At 58.6% G+C, this 16,488-nt stretch carries 20 protein-coding genes and 3 pseudogenes; 15 read left to right on the plus strand and 8 right to left on the minus strand.

Annotated elements, in window-relative coordinates; genetic code table 11:
* Nucleotides 1-305 (minus strand): annotated as a pseudogene (locus tag C8024_RS19785) (hypothetical protein); the annotation flags it as partial.
* A 131-nt stretch (nt 306-436) separates the two neighbouring features.
* On the opposite strand from C8024_RS19785, the gene C8024_RS19790 reads away from it, so the two are divergent.
* From C8024_RS19790 to C8024_RS19800, 3 genes are all read left to right on the plus strand, one after another.
* The gene (locus C8024_RS19790) at nt 437-880 is read left to right on the plus strand and encodes a PA2169 family four-helix-bundle protein (RefSeq protein ID WP_123906287.1); all 444 of its coding nucleotides are present in this window, start codon (nt 437-439) and stop codon (nt 878-880) included.
* Between the two features lie 42 nt (nt 881-922).
* Complete coding sequence (locus C8024_RS19795) at nt 923-1,108, plus strand: PLDc N-terminal domain-containing protein (RefSeq protein WP_100093716.1); 186 nt, start codon at nt 923-925, stop codon at nt 1,106-1,108.
* Nucleotides 1,109-1,225: 117 nt separating this feature from the next.
* Nucleotides 1,226-1,630 carry a YidH family protein gene (locus tag C8024_RS19800; protein WP_100093715.1) on the plus strand — a complete coding sequence of 135 codons (405 nt, stop codon included), beginning with the start codon at nt 1,226-1,228 and terminating at the stop codon, nt 1,628-1,630.
* 227 nt (nt 1,631-1,857) lie between these two features.
* Here the strand turns inward: C8024_RS19800 and C8024_RS19805 are convergent, their stop codons facing one another.
* Nucleotides 1,858-3,009: a phospholipase D-like domain-containing protein gene (locus C8024_RS19805; protein ID WP_367947457.1), complete on the minus strand. Its 1,152-nt coding sequence runs from the start codon at nt 3,007-3,009 to the stop codon at nt 1,858-1,860.
* The gene (locus tag C8024_RS22405; protein WP_254306144.1) at nt 2,982-3,269 is read right to left on the minus strand and encodes a hypothetical protein; all 288 of its coding nucleotides are present in this window, start codon (nt 3,267-3,269) and stop codon (nt 2,982-2,984) included. Before C8024_RS22405 ends, C8024_RS19805 begins: the two co-directional genes overlap by 28 nt.
* Nucleotides 3,270-3,352: 83 nt before the next feature.
* Between C8024_RS22405 and C8024_RS23915 the strand changes: the two genes are divergently transcribed.
* From C8024_RS23915 to C8024_RS19815, 3 genes are all read left to right on the plus strand, one after another.
* A complete protein-coding gene (locus C8024_RS23915; protein ID WP_367947458.1) occupies nt 3,353-3,898 on the plus strand; it encodes a mechanosensitive ion channel family protein in 546 nt (181 codons plus the stop codon).
* A 29-nt stretch (nt 3,899-3,927) separates the two neighbouring features.
* Nucleotides 3,928-4,236, plus strand: a complete 309-nt coding sequence (locus tag C8024_RS23920; protein ID WP_367947459.1) for a hypothetical protein — start codon at nt 3,928-3,930, stop codon at nt 4,234-4,236.
* Nucleotides 4,237-4,316: 80 nt separating this feature from the next.
* Nucleotides 4,317-4,931, plus strand: a complete 615-nt coding sequence (locus tag C8024_RS19815; protein ID WP_173208407.1) for a GNAT family N-acetyltransferase — start codon at nt 4,317-4,319, stop codon at nt 4,929-4,931.
* 208 nt (nt 4,932-5,139) lie between these two features.
* On the opposite strand, the gene C8024_RS19820 is transcribed toward C8024_RS19815, so the two are convergent.
* Nucleotides 5,140-6,402 carry a DUF2254 domain-containing protein gene (locus tag C8024_RS19820; RefSeq protein WP_173208409.1) on the minus strand — a complete coding sequence of 421 codons (1,263 nt, stop codon included), beginning with the start codon at nt 6,400-6,402 and terminating at the stop codon, nt 5,140-5,142.
* A 248-nt stretch (nt 6,403-6,650) separates the two neighbouring features.
* Here C8024_RS19820 and C8024_RS19825 point away from each other — a divergent pair, with 248 nt between their 5' ends.
* Nucleotides 6,651-7,121, plus strand: coding sequence for a cytochrome c family protein (locus C8024_RS19825; RefSeq protein WP_173208411.1), 471 nt, complete (start codon nt 6,651-6,653; stop codon nt 7,119-7,121).
* On the opposite strand, the gene C8024_RS19830 is transcribed toward C8024_RS19825, so the two are convergent.
* Nucleotides 7,122-7,697 carry a DNA-3-methyladenine glycosylase I gene (locus C8024_RS19830; RefSeq protein ID WP_173208425.1) on the minus strand — a complete coding sequence of 192 codons (576 nt, stop codon included), beginning with the start codon at nt 7,695-7,697 and terminating at the stop codon, nt 7,122-7,124.
* A 37-nt stretch (nt 7,698-7,734) separates the two neighbouring features.
* Nucleotides 7,735-9,059: pseudogene (locus tag C8024_RS19835) on the minus strand (isoprenylcysteine carboxylmethyltransferase family protein).
* Nucleotides 9,060-9,212: 153 nt separating this feature from the next.
* On the opposite strand from C8024_RS19835, the gene C8024_RS22410 reads away from it, so the two are divergent.
* Both C8024_RS22410 and C8024_RS22415 read left to right on the plus strand, forming a co-directional pair.
* Complete coding sequence (locus C8024_RS22410) at nt 9,213-9,662, plus strand: PQQ-dependent sugar dehydrogenase (RefSeq protein ID WP_254306145.1); 450 nt, start codon at nt 9,213-9,215, stop codon at nt 9,660-9,662.
* The gene (locus C8024_RS22415) at nt 9,659-10,378 is read left to right on the plus strand and encodes a PQQ-dependent sugar dehydrogenase (RefSeq protein ID WP_254306146.1); all 720 of its coding nucleotides are present in this window, start codon (nt 9,659-9,661) and stop codon (nt 10,376-10,378) included. Before C8024_RS22410 ends, C8024_RS22415 begins: the two co-directional genes overlap by 4 nt.
* 17 nt (nt 10,379-10,395) lie before the next feature.
* Here C8024_RS22415 and C8024_RS19845 read toward each other — a convergent pair whose 3' ends face one another.
* On the minus strand, nt 10,396-10,674 hold the full coding sequence (locus C8024_RS19845; RefSeq protein ID WP_367947460.1) for a DUF1499 domain-containing protein: 279 nt from the start codon (nt 10,672-10,674) through the stop codon (nt 10,396-10,398).
* The gene (locus C8024_RS19850) at nt 10,671-11,261 is read right to left on the minus strand and encodes a SoxR reducing system RseC family protein (RefSeq protein WP_173208414.1); all 591 of its coding nucleotides are present in this window, start codon (nt 11,259-11,261) and stop codon (nt 10,671-10,673) included. Before C8024_RS19850 ends, C8024_RS19845 begins: the two co-directional genes overlap by 4 nt.
* Before the next feature lie 130 nt (nt 11,262-11,391).
* Here C8024_RS19850 and C8024_RS19855 point away from each other — a divergent pair, with 130 nt between their 5' ends.
* The 6 genes and pseudogenes from C8024_RS19855 (at nt 11,392) to acs (ending at nt 16,360) form a co-directional block, all read left to right on the plus strand.
* On the plus strand, nt 11,392-11,904 hold the full coding sequence (locus tag C8024_RS19855) for a GNAT family N-acetyltransferase (protein WP_173208416.1): 513 nt from the start codon (nt 11,392-11,394) through the stop codon (nt 11,902-11,904).
* Nucleotides 11,905-11,951: 47 nt separating this feature from the next.
* A complete protein-coding gene (locus C8024_RS19860; RefSeq protein WP_173208419.1) occupies nt 11,952-12,512 on the plus strand; it encodes a DUF1285 domain-containing protein in 561 nt (186 codons plus the stop codon).
* Complete coding sequence (locus C8024_RS19865) at nt 12,509-13,102, plus strand: CoA pyrophosphatase (protein ID WP_173208422.1); 594 nt, start codon at nt 12,509-12,511, stop codon at nt 13,100-13,102. The genes C8024_RS19860 and C8024_RS19865 overlap by 4 nt, the downstream gene beginning before the upstream one ends.
* Nucleotides 13,099-13,947: a CCA tRNA nucleotidyltransferase gene (locus C8024_RS19870; protein ID WP_367947461.1), complete on the plus strand. Its 849-nt coding sequence runs from the start codon at nt 13,099-13,101 to the stop codon at nt 13,945-13,947. The genes C8024_RS19865 and C8024_RS19870 overlap by 4 nt, the downstream gene beginning before the upstream one ends.
* Nucleotides 13,893-14,324: a hypothetical protein gene (locus C8024_RS23925; RefSeq protein ID WP_367947462.1), complete on the plus strand. Its 432-nt coding sequence runs from the start codon at nt 13,893-13,895 to the stop codon at nt 14,322-14,324. Before C8024_RS19870 ends, C8024_RS23925 begins: the two co-directional genes overlap by 55 nt.
* Before the next feature lie 81 nt (nt 14,325-14,405).
* Nucleotides 14,406-16,360, plus strand: a pseudogene (gene acs, locus C8024_RS19875) (acetate--CoA ligase).
* Nucleotides 16,361-16,488 lie beyond the last annotated feature (128 nt).

A 16,488-nucleotide genomic window follows, 5' to 3' on the forward strand; every position in this document is an offset into this window, starting at 1 on the left:
GCTTTCGCCCGTTCCGCCGAGGCGGTGTCGGCTATCGGCCCCGACAGGCGGACCACCCCGGCATCGACGGTGACGGCGACCCCTTCCAGCCCTTCGATTTCCCGGAAAATTCCGCGCAACCGGTCTGCGATCGCGAGATCGTCGCTGCCGTCAACCACCGGATCGATGGCTGGCTCCGGCTCATCAACCGTCTCGGTCAGCGGAACCTGCGCGCGGGCCTCGAACAGCGGAGCAAGACCGGTAGAAAGCGGAGCAGCGACGACCGCCAGAAACAGCGCGGTCAGGAGCCAGCGATATAGGGGCATATTATTCCAATCAGCAACATTCGCATACGCCACTGCATAGCAAAGGTTCCTGCCGACGGGAAAAATTTAGTTTGGAACCGACGGGCACGTCCGATGTTGGTTGTTCATATATAACGCAAAACGAGGTTGATATGACAAATAACGCTTCCACGGACATTTTGAATGACGTTTTGGAAACACTGATCGATTCCACGCATGGCTACGAGAAAGCAGCCGAGATTGCGGACCGGACCACGTTCAAGAATTTCTTCTCCCGCCGCGCGGCATCTCGCCGGGCGATGGCCGCTGCGGTGCGTGAGGAAATCACGAAGTCCGGCGGCACGCCGGAAAGCGACGGCACCATTCTGGCGTCCGCCCACCGCGTGTTCATGGACTTGAGCGCTGCCGTCCAGGACAATGACGAAGCAGCGATCGAGGCGGTCGAAACCGGCGAGGAATATCTGCGCAAGAAGTTTGAAAAGGCGCTTATTCAGGATGACCTATCGGTGTCGGCCAAAGCATTGCTGCGCAATTACCAGGGTGAACTGCGGGCGGACGGTCGTCTGATCGACCATCTCGAAGAGGCAACCTCCTGAACGCGCGGTTGATCACATAATATTTAAACAAGGGAATTTATCATGGAATATGGAATTGTTGGACTTCTGATTTTGGCTCTCGACATCTGGGCGCTGCTGAGCGTCTGGGGAAGCGGCTCCTCGACTGGTGCCAAGATCATCTGGTCGCTGATCATCTTGATCTTGCCGGTAATCGGCTTGATCCTTTGGTTCTTCGTCGGACCAAGAGGCTCCGCACGGGCGATCTAGTCGTCGAATTTATCTGAAGGAACGCTTCAAGCCCCGACATGCATCCCTTGTGGATGGGTGGCGGGGCTTTTGCTATATATTCCGCGCGCGGTTCGAACGCGACATCGGGAGGCGAGTATGACAACAGACTCATCCAGCACGGAACTGGCCAGCGAACGCACGGACCTCGCCGAGGACCGCACCGAATGGGCCGAAGATCGTACGATCATGGCCAACGAACGGACTTTTGCCGGCTGGATGCGCACAGGTCTGGCAGCGGTCGGGATCGGACTCGGCTTCAATGCGCTCTTTGGCAAACTTGAACCCTTCTGGGTGCCCAAGGCCATCGCGACCTTGTTCATGATCATCGGTATCTTCATTTTCTGGGTTGCCCAGCGCAATGGCTGCGCCGTCCAGGACCGGCTCAATTCGCATCATGCAACACCGGTAAAGCCTTACAATATGCGAATCGTATCCGGCCTGATGGCGTCAGGCGCCCTGGCCTTGATTGTGGCAATCTGGACAATGGACTTTGCCGGCTGATCCCTAGCACGGTTGCAACCATTTGGTCGCTCGTCGGTAGATCATATGAATATCATAAAAATTGAAGGAGCATGACGTGCGTTACATCATCAGAACCATCGCGGCCGGAGCCATTTCGGTAGCAGCCAGGATCATCATCAAGAAAATCCAGGAAAAGAAACAGCCGGACACCAACGAAACCACTGCATAACAGTCGCAGTGATTATCCAGGTGCTTTCCCAGACCGTTTACATGATTCCTGCAAAAACATCATCGGCCCGCCTTGGGTCGAGGATGTCATTCTCTGAGAGCCAGGCTTCGACCGCTCCGATATCAGCTGTCTGATAGGGCCTGAGCTCTCGACCCGGGCTGTTTAAAGCCTCGATCGTCTTAATCAGCGAATTTGTCTTCTCCATAGACTCGCGAACAACGTCGACTTCCTGTCCAAGATGCTCAGCCAGCAAATCATTCCTGACGCGGGCGATCTGGGCTGGCACCGTGCCATCGGCGATCACCGACGCGTCAATCGCAACATCGCATTCGCTGTCAAAGCCGAGCGACCGATTGTTGAAGTTTGACGAGCCTATGCGGATATACCGGTCATCAATGATCAATATCTTGGCGTGGACATATATCGGCGTTCCGGCCTCGTTGAACGGGTGAAACATCCGGAAGCGATCATATTTGTCGCGCGCTCTCAACGCTTCCACCAGACGAGCACGCGTTGAATCCATGATCTCGGACTCGAGCCAGCCCTCTGCGCTTTCCGGATTGATAATGATCACTTCCGGGCCGTCCGGTTCCGACAGGCGAGCGGCGATGGCGGCGGCGATCTTCGCCGAAGCAAAATACTGACTTTCGGCATAGATATGATCCTGGGCCGCGGCGATCAAATCGACGCAAAGCGCTTCAATCTCGTGCACGCCCTGTTGATCATCCATTTCCGGTAAAGTTCTGGCGATTGCAATCGGGCAATCGGTAAAGTCCGGATCGAGATTGGCGGGCCAGCAATCATCCTTTGCCGTAACCCTTTTGGTCTTCTTCCCGCCGGCAGCACGCCAGTGCTGCACGGCATATTCCGCAAGCGCGCTCGCGACCTTGCCCTGAACGACCATCGCCGCGTCATGCCAAGGTCCGGCATCATGGCCGTCCGGTTGCAGCCGATGGTCGTGATTATCCTCGTGCGCCCGCGTATCCCAGCGATTGTTGGTGACATCGATACCGCTGCAAAAGGCTGTGTCCTCGTCGATCACGATAACTTTCTGATGATGAGCGGCCCCCACCGGATGATGGGAATCAAGCTTGAAATGCACCCGGGGATGGAAATACCAACGGAGCAGCGTCATCAGTCCGTTGACCCGGAAGAAGGATTTCAAAGCCCCCGTATCCCAGCGCAGCACATAGATATCGAGATCCCGGTTTTCTCGAGCAACCAGTCGAAATAGGCACCGATCCTGAGGGGCCCGTCCGGCTGCTCATCGGTATCGTGCATTTCGACCCGTTCGTCGAAATCCCAGCCGAGAAGCATGATACGCTGACTGGCCTGCGCCAGCGACTTTCGCACCGCCCGGAAGTAATTTTCGCCATCGATCAGAACGGCAGAACGGTCTGCATGCTCGACACGCCAGCAGTTTTGCCCTGGCTTGAATAATTTCGACATAGGCGATCAACCTTTCCCGCAGGATAGAGTTCCCGTTGCCAGGCCCATATGCAACCAATTTGTTACTTGCGCGTTTAATGCGCATGAATAATCAAGTAGATCAATCGCTTAATACCCTCCAGATATTGGCTGCACAATTGCGCTCGATGTGGGAGGGGCTGGTCAGTCTCCTGCCCAATCTGGTTATCGCCATTTTCCTTATAATATCAACGTGGATCGTCGCGAGATTTGCTACTAAAATCGCAGATCGCCTGACCGCGAGGACGGCGATGCGTCCGTCTCTGCGCGAACTGGTGGACACGCTGGTGCGAATTGCAATCTGGACGGTGGGCCTGCTGATCGCGTTGACGATCCTGCTGCCCGATCTGACGCCCGGAAGCCTGATCGCCGGTCTTGGCGTCGGCACGGTCGCTATCGGCTTTGCCTTTCAGGATATTTTCGAGAATTTTCTCGCCGGCATATTGATCATGGTGCGGGAGAAAATGCGGATTGGCGATTATATTTCCTGCGAAGGGATTGAAGGCAAGGTGGAACAAATCCTGCTGCGGGAGACGCATATCAGAAAGCTGTCGAACGAGCTGACGATTGTGCCGAATTCCATATTGTTCAAAATCCGGTCGAGATTCTGACCGATCTCGATCGCCGGCGCCATGAAGTCGTGGTTGGCGTTTCCTATGACACCGACTTGGAGGAAGCGCGCGATGTCATTCGCACCGCCGTGGAATCATCGGGTACCACCGACGACCGAAAACCGGTCGACATATTTGCTTGTGAATTCAACTCCAGTTCTATCGATTTCAAGCTGCGCTGGTGGTCCGGTTCGGCGCAGCGCGACATGCACGAAAGCCGCGATCTGGTGATCCGTGCGGTCAAACGGGCGCTGGACGATGCCAATATTGAAATCCCCTTTCCCTATGTCACCCATACTTTCAAAGAGGCCATACCGGTGGCCGCGCAGGCAGAATGATGTTAATCTCAGACAGTCAACCGGCGCCGGGACATGTGCAGTCTCCGGCAAATATCGGCGGTGCAACGAGGAGAAATTCGATGTCTGGTTCGTGGTCCTTTCAGAATCAGCTCGGATCGGTAAACGCCAGACTCGATAACGGCACCCGGATCTGCCTGCGTCGTGTCCGCCAATCGGATCTGGGCGAAATCGAGAAAGGTATCAGCCAGCTATCCGACCAGAGCCGCTATTTGCGCTTCTTCTCGGGCTCAAAAACCATGCCGCCGACCGTCGTCGAACGGCTGGCGAGCGCGGACGGTATCACGCATCTCGCATGGGGCGTCATCAACATGGACGAGGAAGGCCATCCGCCGATCGCGGCCGCCCATGTTTTCCGCGAAGCGGAATCCAGCGACACCGGCGAGTTCGCCATAGCGGTTCTGGACCCCTATCACGGACTGGGCGTCGCCCGGATCCTGATGACGGCGTTGCTTCTCGACTGCTATTGTGAAGGCCTGCGACAGTTGCGGATCGACATATTGCGCGACAACAAGAAGGCCTACCGCCTGATCCGGTCGGTCGGCGCGACGCCTAGCGTGATGGAAGGATCGGTAGCCCAATATAATCTGGTGATCAAAGATGCCATCAACGCCCTGCAAGCGATGGATCGCCCGACCGCGATATCCGATATTATCGACGCTTTCTCGGCCGGCTGAACGGCGGGCCAAGGCCTCCGAACATAGAAAAATATTTTACAATCCGGGAACCAACTGGCGGGTGCCGGGTTAAAAGCAGTAATCGATGGGCGATGTTCGAATTCACCTTCGACCCAAAGGTTTGCGCCGGATGAGACGATTACGACGAGTAGAGTATGTCGTTTATCGCTTCATCCGGTCTTTCATTTGGCGCTATCGACATGGCCAATTATTCGTCACAGCAATCGTCGACCTTTTGCGATCTTGCCTTCAAATCTTCCGTGTCGGCCTTGTGGACGATTGTATCGAGCGCCCTTGCCAGCGCGTTGCGGGACGCATCTGCAGCGGCGGATGCAAACAGGTCGGGCCATGACTGGGCCAGGGCCAGCAGGCAGAGCTGAACGCGCTGCTGCACCTCCACAATGCCGGCCCCATCCCGCGCGATCTTGATGAAGAAATCGGTGAACAGGTCCTCTACCGCTATTTCCGGGCCGTGCACTCTCGAATATTTGGCTTCCTTTGGTTCGGCGCTGGCTTCTGCCAGAACTTCGAAGCAACGCAGACCGCTGTCCAGCACCGAAATCGCCGTACCGGGATCGTTCACCGCGGGGGACAATGCCCGTGAGGCAATCTCGGACAATACCACAAGTCCGAAGCGGGGATCCTGGTCGAAGCTGCGATCATGCTCGACCAATATGCTATCGCGAAACGGCTGCCGATCGGCTGCTTTCGCTCCCTCGCCAGAAAGATAGAGCAGTGGCCGGGCCGGATAGATCAATTTGCCCGGATGGATGATCAGATGGACGGTGACATCCTGTTGACTCGCGGTTTCCTGCAGCTGGCCCATGTCGATCGACGTCACCACACCGCTGGCGATGTCACAGCGGACCGGTAAAGCATCCTCCGGAACCTCGACCGGCGGCTGCGCATTCAGATATGGATGCTGGCCATGCCAGCGCAACGCTTTCGAGGTGGCCTGCTCGACCCGCTCGATAAGGTCGTTCATCCGCCCGAACGTCGACAGCTGCTGAATCCAGTTGATCAGGGTGCCGGAAATAATCACAATCACGGCAATCGTCGCGAAGAACAGGATGATCCGGCCCTGGTCGTCATAATAGCCGGCGGACAGTCCGATAATCCCGACGATGCTGAACAGAAATGTACCCAGAAAGGTCGACAAGGCATTTTGCGACCGGTCATCGGCAAGCATGAGAGCGATGGTCCGGGGTGTCGCGGTGCTGGTCGCCGAACCATAAGCCGACACCATGATCGACACGGAAAATGCGATGACCGCCAACATGCTTGACGCGAGGATCGTCAATATATCCCCGACCGACCCACTGGCTATCTCGAGATCCGCTTCATAGGGGATCAACGGTCCCACCCATTCTGCCGCGGCCGCCGCTGCGATCGCACCGACACTGAACAGCATCGCCCGGAACCAGATTTTCTCTGGTAGCCGCGATATATATCTCCTCAGGACCAATAGCATGAGCCGCTCTCTTTCAACCGCGCGATCCGGCACACTACCAGCGCCCTGTTTTCCAATTCGAACATCTATCGCGGATAGCGGCTTTTTCATAGCCCCGCCAGCGCGGCTTCCTGCCTTGCAAAAACCGCCGGCCAGAAGAACCACGCAAAGAGGCGAGAACGGCAGAAAAGGTCTTTAATTTCGGTATGATCGGCATTAGGCAGCGTAGCTACGGATTTTGCCTTCAACATCAAACGACAGGAAAGAATATGCTCGGCATGAAAACGGTAGGCGCGGTACTGGCTTTGACGGTTTTGACCGCAGGCTGCTCGGGTGGTAGCTCCGATCCCGCTGAGCCAGTTTCCGAAGCGGCTTCAGCGGCACATAGCGGTCCGCCAGCCACTGCCGGTACCGCGGTTACCTACGCGAGCCTGACCGGTGATGCCGCCTCCGGCAAGGCCGCTTTCATGCAGTGCCGCACCTGCCATGTCGTCGATCCGGGAATGAACCGCATCGGCCCGTCGCTGGCCAATATCGTTGGACGGGAAGCCGGCACGGTCGCGGGTTTTAATTATAGCAAGGCCAATGCCGAGAGCGGCATCACCTGGACCGAGGAAAAACTGTTCCAGTTTCTGGAAAAGCCACAGCAGGTCATTCCCCAGACCAAGATGATCTTTGCCGGCATGCCGGATGCGCAGAAACGCGCGGATGTGATCGCCTATCTCAAGAACCCGGGCTGATTAGGCTTTCCAGCATCCGGCCAGATGGTCGTCGGTCATCCCGATCGCCTGCATATAGGCATAGATGATAGTGCTGCCGACAAAACTCATGCCGCGCTTTTTCAGCGCTTTGGATATTGTATCGCTAACCAGTGACGTGCTTGCCATTTCCGAAAAATGCCTGGGCCGGTTTACCGGCGGCGGCCCGTCCAGATGGCCCCAGAGCCAGGCATCGAAACTGCCATATTCCGCCTGTATCTCCAGAAAGGCCCGCGCGTTCTTGCGGACCGAGTAAATTTTCAGCCGGTTGCGAATGATGCAGGAATCCTCGCGCAGGGCTTCCACTTCGTCATCACCCGTTGCCGCGCACCGCTCAATATCAAAGCCGTGAAAGGCGCGGCGATAGCCGTCGCGTTTGCGCAGCACTGTTTCCCAGCTCAGGCCCGCCTGCGCACCCTCCAGGATCAGATTTTCGAAAAGCAACCGGTCGTCGTGCACCGGCACGCCCCATTCCCGGTCGTGATAGTCGCCGTAAAATTCCTTGCCCGCCTGCCCGCCGAAGCAGCGGTGCTTCCCGTCCGTTCCGATCACCGTCATAAGACAGGAATAACCGCTGTTGATGAGTCCGACAATTTTATTCGGCAGGCTGGAATTCCGGTCCATCTCCCCGGTCCGGTGCCCACCAGCCGATACGGCGCTTGATCCGGTTCAACACCCGGGGCAGCGGTGCATTGCGGTCCATCCATTCGGCATATTCCTTATAGGCCGGGTCGCTGAGCAGATGTTTTTCCTCGGTCTTGGCGCGCCAGTAATAGACGCCGCTGACCGCCGCTATCAGCACCGTATTGCGCACGAAATCGGTGACACTGCCGGAGGTCACCAGAAACGGCATAGTGGCGAGCCACCAATAGGCGTTTTTCGCAACATAGGCAGGATGCTTGGTCCAGCTGTAGGGACCGTGGGTCAGGATGCCACGATGGGTGAGGTTGGAAAAGCGCAGGCCAAAGGCGACCGTCGCCCATGCGTAGATAGCGGTCAGGAAACGAGCAGGCCACCCCAGATCCAGAGGAGGGTGGACTGGCCGGCAAGCCAGTAGGACCAGTCGGCGGTGTTGACATGATAGTTGAGCGGACCGTCTTCGCCCATGAGGATGAACGGCGGATAGCAGATCAGCGCCGCGACCCAGCCGGCCATATAGGGGTTAGCGGTGCGAATATGCGCATCGAGAGGTTTCATCGTCAGCAGATAGCCCACCGTAGCAAATTGTACGTCGACAACGAACATCGCGATGATCAGCCAATGGGCGATCGCCACAGGATTGCTCGCCAGTCCATCGAGATCCAGCCGGACCAGATCGGCAAAGCCGCCGGGCACGATCGACAGCATGAACGCCAGAAAAAAGCCCTTCACGGCCCAGGCGCGGAGATGGTGGTAGATCTGCTGCCGGTCGAACTCGCTTCTCCGGCCGGTTAGCAGCTGGCCAAAATGCCAGGCGCCGTCACGCGGTTCGATGGCAAAGCGGTCCATGAACAGGACATAGGGGATCGACAGCACGAACAGCCATGGCGCCGCTGCTTCCATTATTTCCATCGAAAATTGATATTGACCGGTCCAGTACCAGCGTCCGACGCAGTAGATGGTCCCAATTATACCCCAGGTTGCCCAGAGGCCGGCGAGCTTTACCAGGCTGATGTCAAAAGTTTCTTTGAGCGCTTTGGGCTTGTCCCAGTCCATGCCGGTGGACGGCCGCAGATGTACCTTGTCCTTCAGCAGGGACCAGATCACCATCGGCACCGCACAGGCTAGACAGGCGGCGAGCGCGGAATAGGGGCCGGCCAGACCATATTGGCGGGCGATCAGGACCCAGCAAGCCAAACCGAGCAGGCCGGCAATGCCCACACCATGGGAAACCGCCGACTGCGGGCGCGGGTCATCGCCTTTCGATTTTCGTCCAAACATGCGCCCGCCTTAACCAATAATGGTAATCAAGCGATGAACAGGACAATTCAAGGGTAAAAAAGCTCGGATTGGCCTAGGAAAATGGCCTGGGCTCCCCTATAATGACCTGTAAAGACGAGTGGTATAAACTTGATGGTAAAACACGGGAAACTCATGAAAAATATTGGACTTTCGCTTTCGATCGCAATCTTCATGGCTTCCTGCACCAATGGAGAAAATGCACAGGCGAATGGTGGCGCTTCGACAGAAACGCAGGCGCTGGCCGATATTTCTCCGGTGGATCGCAAGCCTTTCGAGACCACCGCAATTGCCAGCTTCGACGAACCTTGGGCGATGACCTTTCTCCCAGATGGCCGGATGCTGGTGAGCGAAAAAGCGGGAAAACTGCAACTGGTTGATGCCGAAGGGAAGAAAACCGAAATCAGCGGCGTTCCCGAGGTTGCTTATGGCGGTCAGGGCGGCTTTGGCGATATTGTGCTCGCGCCCGATTTCGCGACCAGCAATATGGTCTATCTGAGCTGGGCCGAAGAAGGCGAAGACGACACCAGAGGCGCCGTTGTCGGTCGGGCCAAGCTTGTCCTGTCCGGCCAAAACCGGCGTTGAAGAACCTGAAAACCATCTGGACGCAAAAGCCGAAGGTGACCGGGAACGGGCATTATTCTCATCGCATCGCCTTTTCGCCCGACGGCGAATATCTCTTCATTGGCTCCGGCGACCGGCAGAAATTCGACCCTGCGCAGGATATGGCGGCCAATCTCGGCAAGATTATCAGGCTCTACCCCGATGGCACGGTCCCCAAGGACAATCCCTTTGTCGACCAGGACGACGCGCTGCCGGAAATCTGGTCTCTGGGCCATCGCAATATTCTCGGCATCGCCTTCGACAGCGAAGGGCGCCTGTGGAATCAGGAAATGGGCCCGAAAGACGGCGATGAGCTGAATCTTGTGCAGCGGGCCGCCAATTACGGCTATCCGATTGTTTCGGAAGGCGATCATTATGACGGGCGGAAAATCCCCAATCATGACACGCGCCCGGAATTCGAGGCACCAAAAGTTGCCTGGGTGCCAACGATCGCGCCCAGCGGGCTGATCTTCTATTCCGGCGATCTGTTCCCGGCATGGAAGGGGAGCGCCTTCATCGGCGGTCTCGCCAGCCAGGCGCTGATCCGTGTCAGCTTCGACGGCGACAGCGCCAAGGAGGCCGAGCGCTTTCTGATGGGCAATCGTATCCGTGAAGTGGAACAGGGACCCGACGGCGCCATTTATGTGCTGGAAGACGGCGAAGGCGGCCAGTTGCTGAAACTCACCCCGACCAAATAGCCCCCGCTACAGCATATCTATTGCGAAGCGGCGGTCGTCGTCCCGGACAGATCGCTCAGAAAACGGCGGACGCGCTTGGCGTTTGCGCCAATGTCATGCACGCCGACGCGGCTGACCGAGCGCATGTCGATAATGCTCGACGCCCCGTTTTCTGCCGAGCGGGCCCGAATGACGATATCATCCTTGAACCGGAACAGCGAGATCGTGTCGGTTGCTTCGAGATTGCCGGAGGCCGGATCGACACTGACAATTTCCCAGCCGCGATCTTCCGCCAGCCTTTTGGCCTTTTCGATCACCACCGCGACCGGCTGGTCGATGCGGACCGACCGAATGTCGGGATAGCGTCCTGATGCACCGTCGCCCAGCGCTGGCGCGGGTTCATCCCGCGCATGTCGCTGTCATCCGCTCCCGGGATATTGTCCCAATTGTCATCGCGCAGCGTCAGCGCGGTAAACTGCGGCGGATCGGCAAGATCGGTGGTAATGTCATGAATAGCAGGCAGCGTGGCAATCGCCACCACATAGGGAATCCAGAATACGAGGAAGCCGAGCGTCGCGACCATTCCTAGCCCCAGCAGAGGCCAGCGGGTCTTGCGCCCCTTGCGCCGGTTCAGCACGATGAAGATGATCGCGAGGATCAGTGTGAGGACGGCCACCAATATGATCCAGGGTATCGCAGCCAGGCCGGCTTGCCAGCCCCAGAGGCCAAAGCCGCCGCCAGCAGCAGCAATAAGGAAAGCCAGAGGAGCGCCGAGGCCGAGCACAAGGATAAGCCAGCCCTTGGGATCCCGGCGCAGCGAGCCCAGCCTGGCCGGCTTTGCTGACGCGGCGGCGCTGGGCGTATCGCCCTTCGATGGTTTTACTGGCTCATTCTGGTCCGACACGCGCAAACTCCCTTAACAGATCAATCTTTTAGCTGGCGCAATCCAATCATGCAAATGCAACCTATACGGCTCGACTTTTGCCGCAAAGCGGAGTAGCGCGCGCTTTTCCTGATTATACGAGACCGACGACTTGACCAGCATCATTCCTCTTGCCGAAATCGATCCGCAACTTGTCGAAGCGTTGCTTGACGCCGCTTTCGGCATGGATCGACACGACCGCACCGCCTATCGGCTGCGCGAAGGCATGGACATGCTTGAAGGCCTGTCGCTGGCTGCGGTGGATCAGGAACAGCATGAATTGCTGGGCTCGATCCAGTGCTGGCCAATCGCCCTGACCGATGAAGAGGGCAAGAAACACCCGATGATCATGGTCGGCCCGGTAGCCGTTTACCCGGATTTCCAGCGCGAAGGGATCGGCCGTGCGATGATGACGGCGCTGCTGCAGGAAATCCAGCCCAATGACCCGCTGCCGCTGGTGATGATCGGCGACCCGGAATATTATGAGCGCTTCTTCGGCTTTTCTGCAGAAGGCACGGCGGGATGGACGCTGCCGGGGCCGTGGGAACCCTCACGCTTGCTGGTGCGCACCGGCGCCGCTCAGGCCTTGCCGAAGAGCGGCACGCTCGGTCCCTGGACGAGATAAACAGTCTAAGCCTTTACAGAAATGCCGGCGGGCAATAGTCCCCTTGCATGCCCTATACGCCCCCACCCGAACTGGCCTCGCTCTCCATCGCGGAAATCGCGGAACTGGCCGAAGCACAGAAGCTGCCGCCCGTTGACCAATGGGACCCGCAGGAAAGCGGCGACAGCGAGATGCGGATAGCGGCTGACGGCAGCTGGTATCATCAGGGTGACCCGATCCGGCGCCCCGCCATGGTGCGCGCCTTTTCCACCATTCTCCGGCGCGAAGCGGATCGCAGCTATGCGCTGGTCACGCCGTATCAGAAGCTGAGCATCGAGGTCGAGGATGCGCCCTTTGTCGCCGTCGAACTGGAAAGCCAGGGCAGCGGCAAGGACCGCACGCTCGCCTTCCGCCTCAACACCGACCATCTGGTGGTCGCGGGGCCCGACCATCTGCTCCGCTTTGGCGCCGACAAGCCGCAACCCTATCTGCAGGTTCGAAGGGCACTCGAAGCCGTACTGGCACGGCCGGTCTATTACGAACTGGTAGAGCTGGCGCTGGAAGAGAATGCCGATCCGCTCGGCATCTGGTCGTCCGGTGTGTTTTTCCCGATGGCGACCGATAAATGACCTTGCGCGACCGGCTGGAACAGGCGCTGGTGAAGGGGCATGAAAATGACCTCGACCATCTTCTCTACAACGAGCGGGACCATATCGACGATCTGAAAATCCTGCGCGACGCGGCGGTGCTGATCGCAGTGACCGACCGCCCCGATCCGGGCGTGATCTTCGTGCAGCGGCCGCAGCATATGCGCAACCATCCCGGACAGGTTGCCTTCCCCGGCGGCAAGATCGATCCCGGCGACCGCGATCCGATCGACGCCGCGCTCCGGGAGGCGCATGAAGAAGTCGCACTGGACCGCAGCCATGTCGATATCATCGGCCTGACGGACAGTTTCCAGTCCGGCAGCGGCTATAATATCCAGCCCGTCCTGAGCGTCATCCCGCCGGACCTCCCCTTCGTCCCGGACCCCGGCGAAGTGGAAAGCTGGTTTGAAGCCCCGCTCGAATTCCTGCTCGACCCGAAGAACCGGACCACGCACGAAGGCACGTGGAACGGACGCAAGCGCCATTATTACGAGATTTACTGGCAGGATTATCGTATCTGGGGGATTACCGCGGGCATATTGAACAATCTGGGAAAGAGGCTGGACTGGTGACAAGGACAATACCGCCGGCAGAGTGGACACAAAGGCCCGGTCTCGCACAACTGATCGCCGCGCTGGATGGCAGGGCGCGCTTTGTCGGCGGCGCCGTGCGCGACACCTTGCTGGGCCTGGCGGTCAAGGATATCGATGTCGCCACCCCGCTGCTGCCGGAGGATGTGATGGAACGGCTCGCGGCCGTGTCCATAAAAACCGTTTCCACCGGCATAGCCCATGGCACGATCACCGCGGTTTTGCCGGACGGCCCCGTCGAAATCACCACGCTGCGGCGCGATGTCTCAACCGATGGCCGGCGGGCAACCGTAGCCTTCAGCGATGACTGGAAAGAGGATGCGGCGCGCCGGGATTTCACAATCAACGCGCTGTCCGCCGATCCCGGGACCCTCGAAGTATTTGATTATTTCGGCGGTCTGGACGATCTGGAAAATCTGCACATCCGCTTCATCGGTTCGGCCGCCGAACGGATCGCGGAAGACCATTTGCGGATCATGCGCTATTTCCGTTTTCTCGCGCGTTTCGGCCAGCAGCAGGTCGATGGCGAGGCCTTTGCAGCCTGCACCGCAGCCGCGGCGAAGCTTGAGACGCTTTCGCGCGAGCGAGTGGCGGACGAGCTGTTAAAACTGCTCGCCACCAGTGACCCGCGATTTGCCGTCAGCCAGATGCTGGACGCGGGATTTTCCGGCATATTTTCGAGCCCCTCGATTCGAACGCCGGGGGCATGGTCGATCGTCTGGTCGAGCGCGAGCAACGGCATGAGGTCGAGCCCCTTGCGATCCGGCGGCTGGTGGCGCTGCTGCCCAAGGAGGCGGACAAGGCGAGCCATATTGCCAAGGGCCTGAAACTGTCGAGAAAGCAGCAGAGGGCGATCGGCGAACGGCTTCTGGCCGCGCAAAAGTCGAATGAAAGTGGGCCCGAGACAAGCCTCGCCGATATCCGCGGCTTCGCCTATCGCACCGGCGTGGACAGCGCCCGCGATGCAGCGCTGCTGTTCGCAGACGATACCGCTCTGCCCGGCCTGCTGGAGGCGCTGGAAGGCTGGCAACCGCCGGTCTTTCCGCTGACCGGTGGCGACCTGATCGCCCAAGGATTGAAGCCGGGACCGCTCGTTGCGAAAACCCTCGCCAAAATCGAGACAGCCTGGATCGCGCAGGGGTTTCCGGACGAAGCATGGATCCGGAAATTCATCAAGGAACAGGCCTTGACGCGCCAGCCCTGAACCGGAAAACCGGCAGGGACAAAATTGATATTTGCGGCGGAAAAACTATCTAGAACAGATGCCGATAAGGAGAGACGAACCATGACGGACAATGCAGAAAACAAGGACTTGGTCGAGTTGATCCCCTCTCCGCGCAGCGATGCGCCCACCCATTGCACGGCACCCGAATATGACCGGCTCTATCAGGAGAGCATCAGCGATCCCGACAGTTTCTGGTCACGCCAGGCAGAGCGTCTCGACTGGCAGAGAGCCCCCAGCACGATAGCAAACTGGTCCTTCGATCCGGTCTCGATCAAATGGTATGAAGACGGCATTTTGAACATCTGCCACAATGCGGTCGACCGCCATGTCGCGGCCGGCAAGGGCGATGTCACCGCGCTGATTTTCGAACCCGATAACCCCAAGTCGCCCAGCCGCACGATCAGCTATGCCGAATTGCAGGCCGAGGTCATCAAAATGGCCAACAGCCTGAAAAACTGGGCACCAGAAAGGGCGACCGGGTCACCATCTATATGCCGATGATACCTGAAGGCGCGATCGCCATGCTGGCCTGCGCCCGGATCGGCGCTATTCACAGCGTGGTTTTCGGCGGCTTCTCTCCCGACGCGCTGGCCGGACGGATCGAGGATTGCGACAGCAAGTTCCTGATTTGCGCGGACGGCGGATTGCGCGGCGGCAAGCCGGTGCCGCTGAAGGCCAATGTCGACGCGGCGCTGGAAAAGGTGTCGGTCGATGCCGTATTGGTGATCAATCATACGGATAGCGATGTCGCCATGACCGAAGGGCGCGATCACTGGTATCATGAAATCTCGGCCGACGTCCCCGCGGATTGCCCCTGCGAGCCGATGAACGCCGAAGACCCCCTCTTCATCCTATATACGTCCGGCTCGACCGGCAAACCCAAGGGCGTGCTGCACACCACCGGCGGCTACGCGGTCTGGGTGGCGACAACTTTCCACTATGCCTTCGACTATCAGCCGGGCGAGGTCTTCTGGTGCTCTGCCGATATCGGCTGGGTCACCGGCCACAGCTATATCGTCTACGGGCCGCTGATCAACGGCGCCACCGAGATCATGTTCGAAGGGATTCCCAACTATCCCGATTTCAGCCGTTTCTGGGAAGTGGTCGAAAAGCACAAGGTCAATATCTTCTACACCGCACCGACCGCGATCCGCGCATTGATGCGCGAAGGCGACGGACCGGTGAAGGCCCATGACCGCTCCTCGATCCGCCTGCTCGGCACCGTCGGCGAGCCGATCAATCCGGAAGCCTGGCGCTGGTATTATGACGTGGTCGGCGAAGGCAAGTCCCCGATCGTCGATACCTGGTGGCAGACCGAGACCGGCGGCATCATGATCACCATCCTGCCCGGCGCCCACGGCATGAAACCGGGCAGCGCCGGAAAGCCGTTTTTCGGCGTCCAGCCGCAACTGGTCGATGGCGACGGCAAGATTCTGGAGGGAGCAACCGACGGAAATCTCTGCCTGATCGGCAGCTGGCCGGGCCAGGCGCGCAGCGTCTACGGCGACCATGAGCGGTTCATCCAGACCTATTTCAGCACCTATAAAGGCAAATATTTCACCGGTGACGGCTGCAAGCGGGACGGCGATGACTATTACTGGATCACTGGCCGGGTTGATGATGTGATCAATGTCTCGGGCCACCGCATGGGCACGGCGGAAGTCGAGTCGGCTCTGGTTTCCCATCCCAAAGTCGCCGAGGCGGCGGTCGTGGGCTATCCCCATGATATCAAGGGACAGGGCATCTATTGCTATGTCACGCTCAATGCGGGCGAGCCTTCATCTGATGAGCTGGTTGCCGAACTGCGGCTCCATGTGCGGAAGGAAATCGGTCCGATTGCCACACCCGACCATCTGCATCTGACCCCGGCCCTGCCAAAAACGCGCAGCGGCAAGATCATGCGGCGTATCCTGCGCAAGATTGCCGAGAATGAACATGGTGCGCTGGGCGATACGTCGACGCTCGCCGATCCGAGCGTGGTCGATGCATTGGTCGAGGGGCGACTGAATAAATAACCGTGCTCCGCACTCGATGCGGAGCTCTGGCGGCAAGGATGGCTGCTGGTGGCGCAGTGCTCCGCATCAAGTGCGGAGCACACGTGTGCCTGCGAAGGCAGCTATCCATCTCACGTTGGTCCCGCTTG

The organism is Sphingopyxis sp. BSNA05 (assembly GCF_013265645.1).
In the GTDB taxonomy this organism is placed as follows: Bacteria; Pseudomonadota; Alphaproteobacteria; order Sphingomonadales; family Sphingomonadaceae; genus Parasphingorhabdus.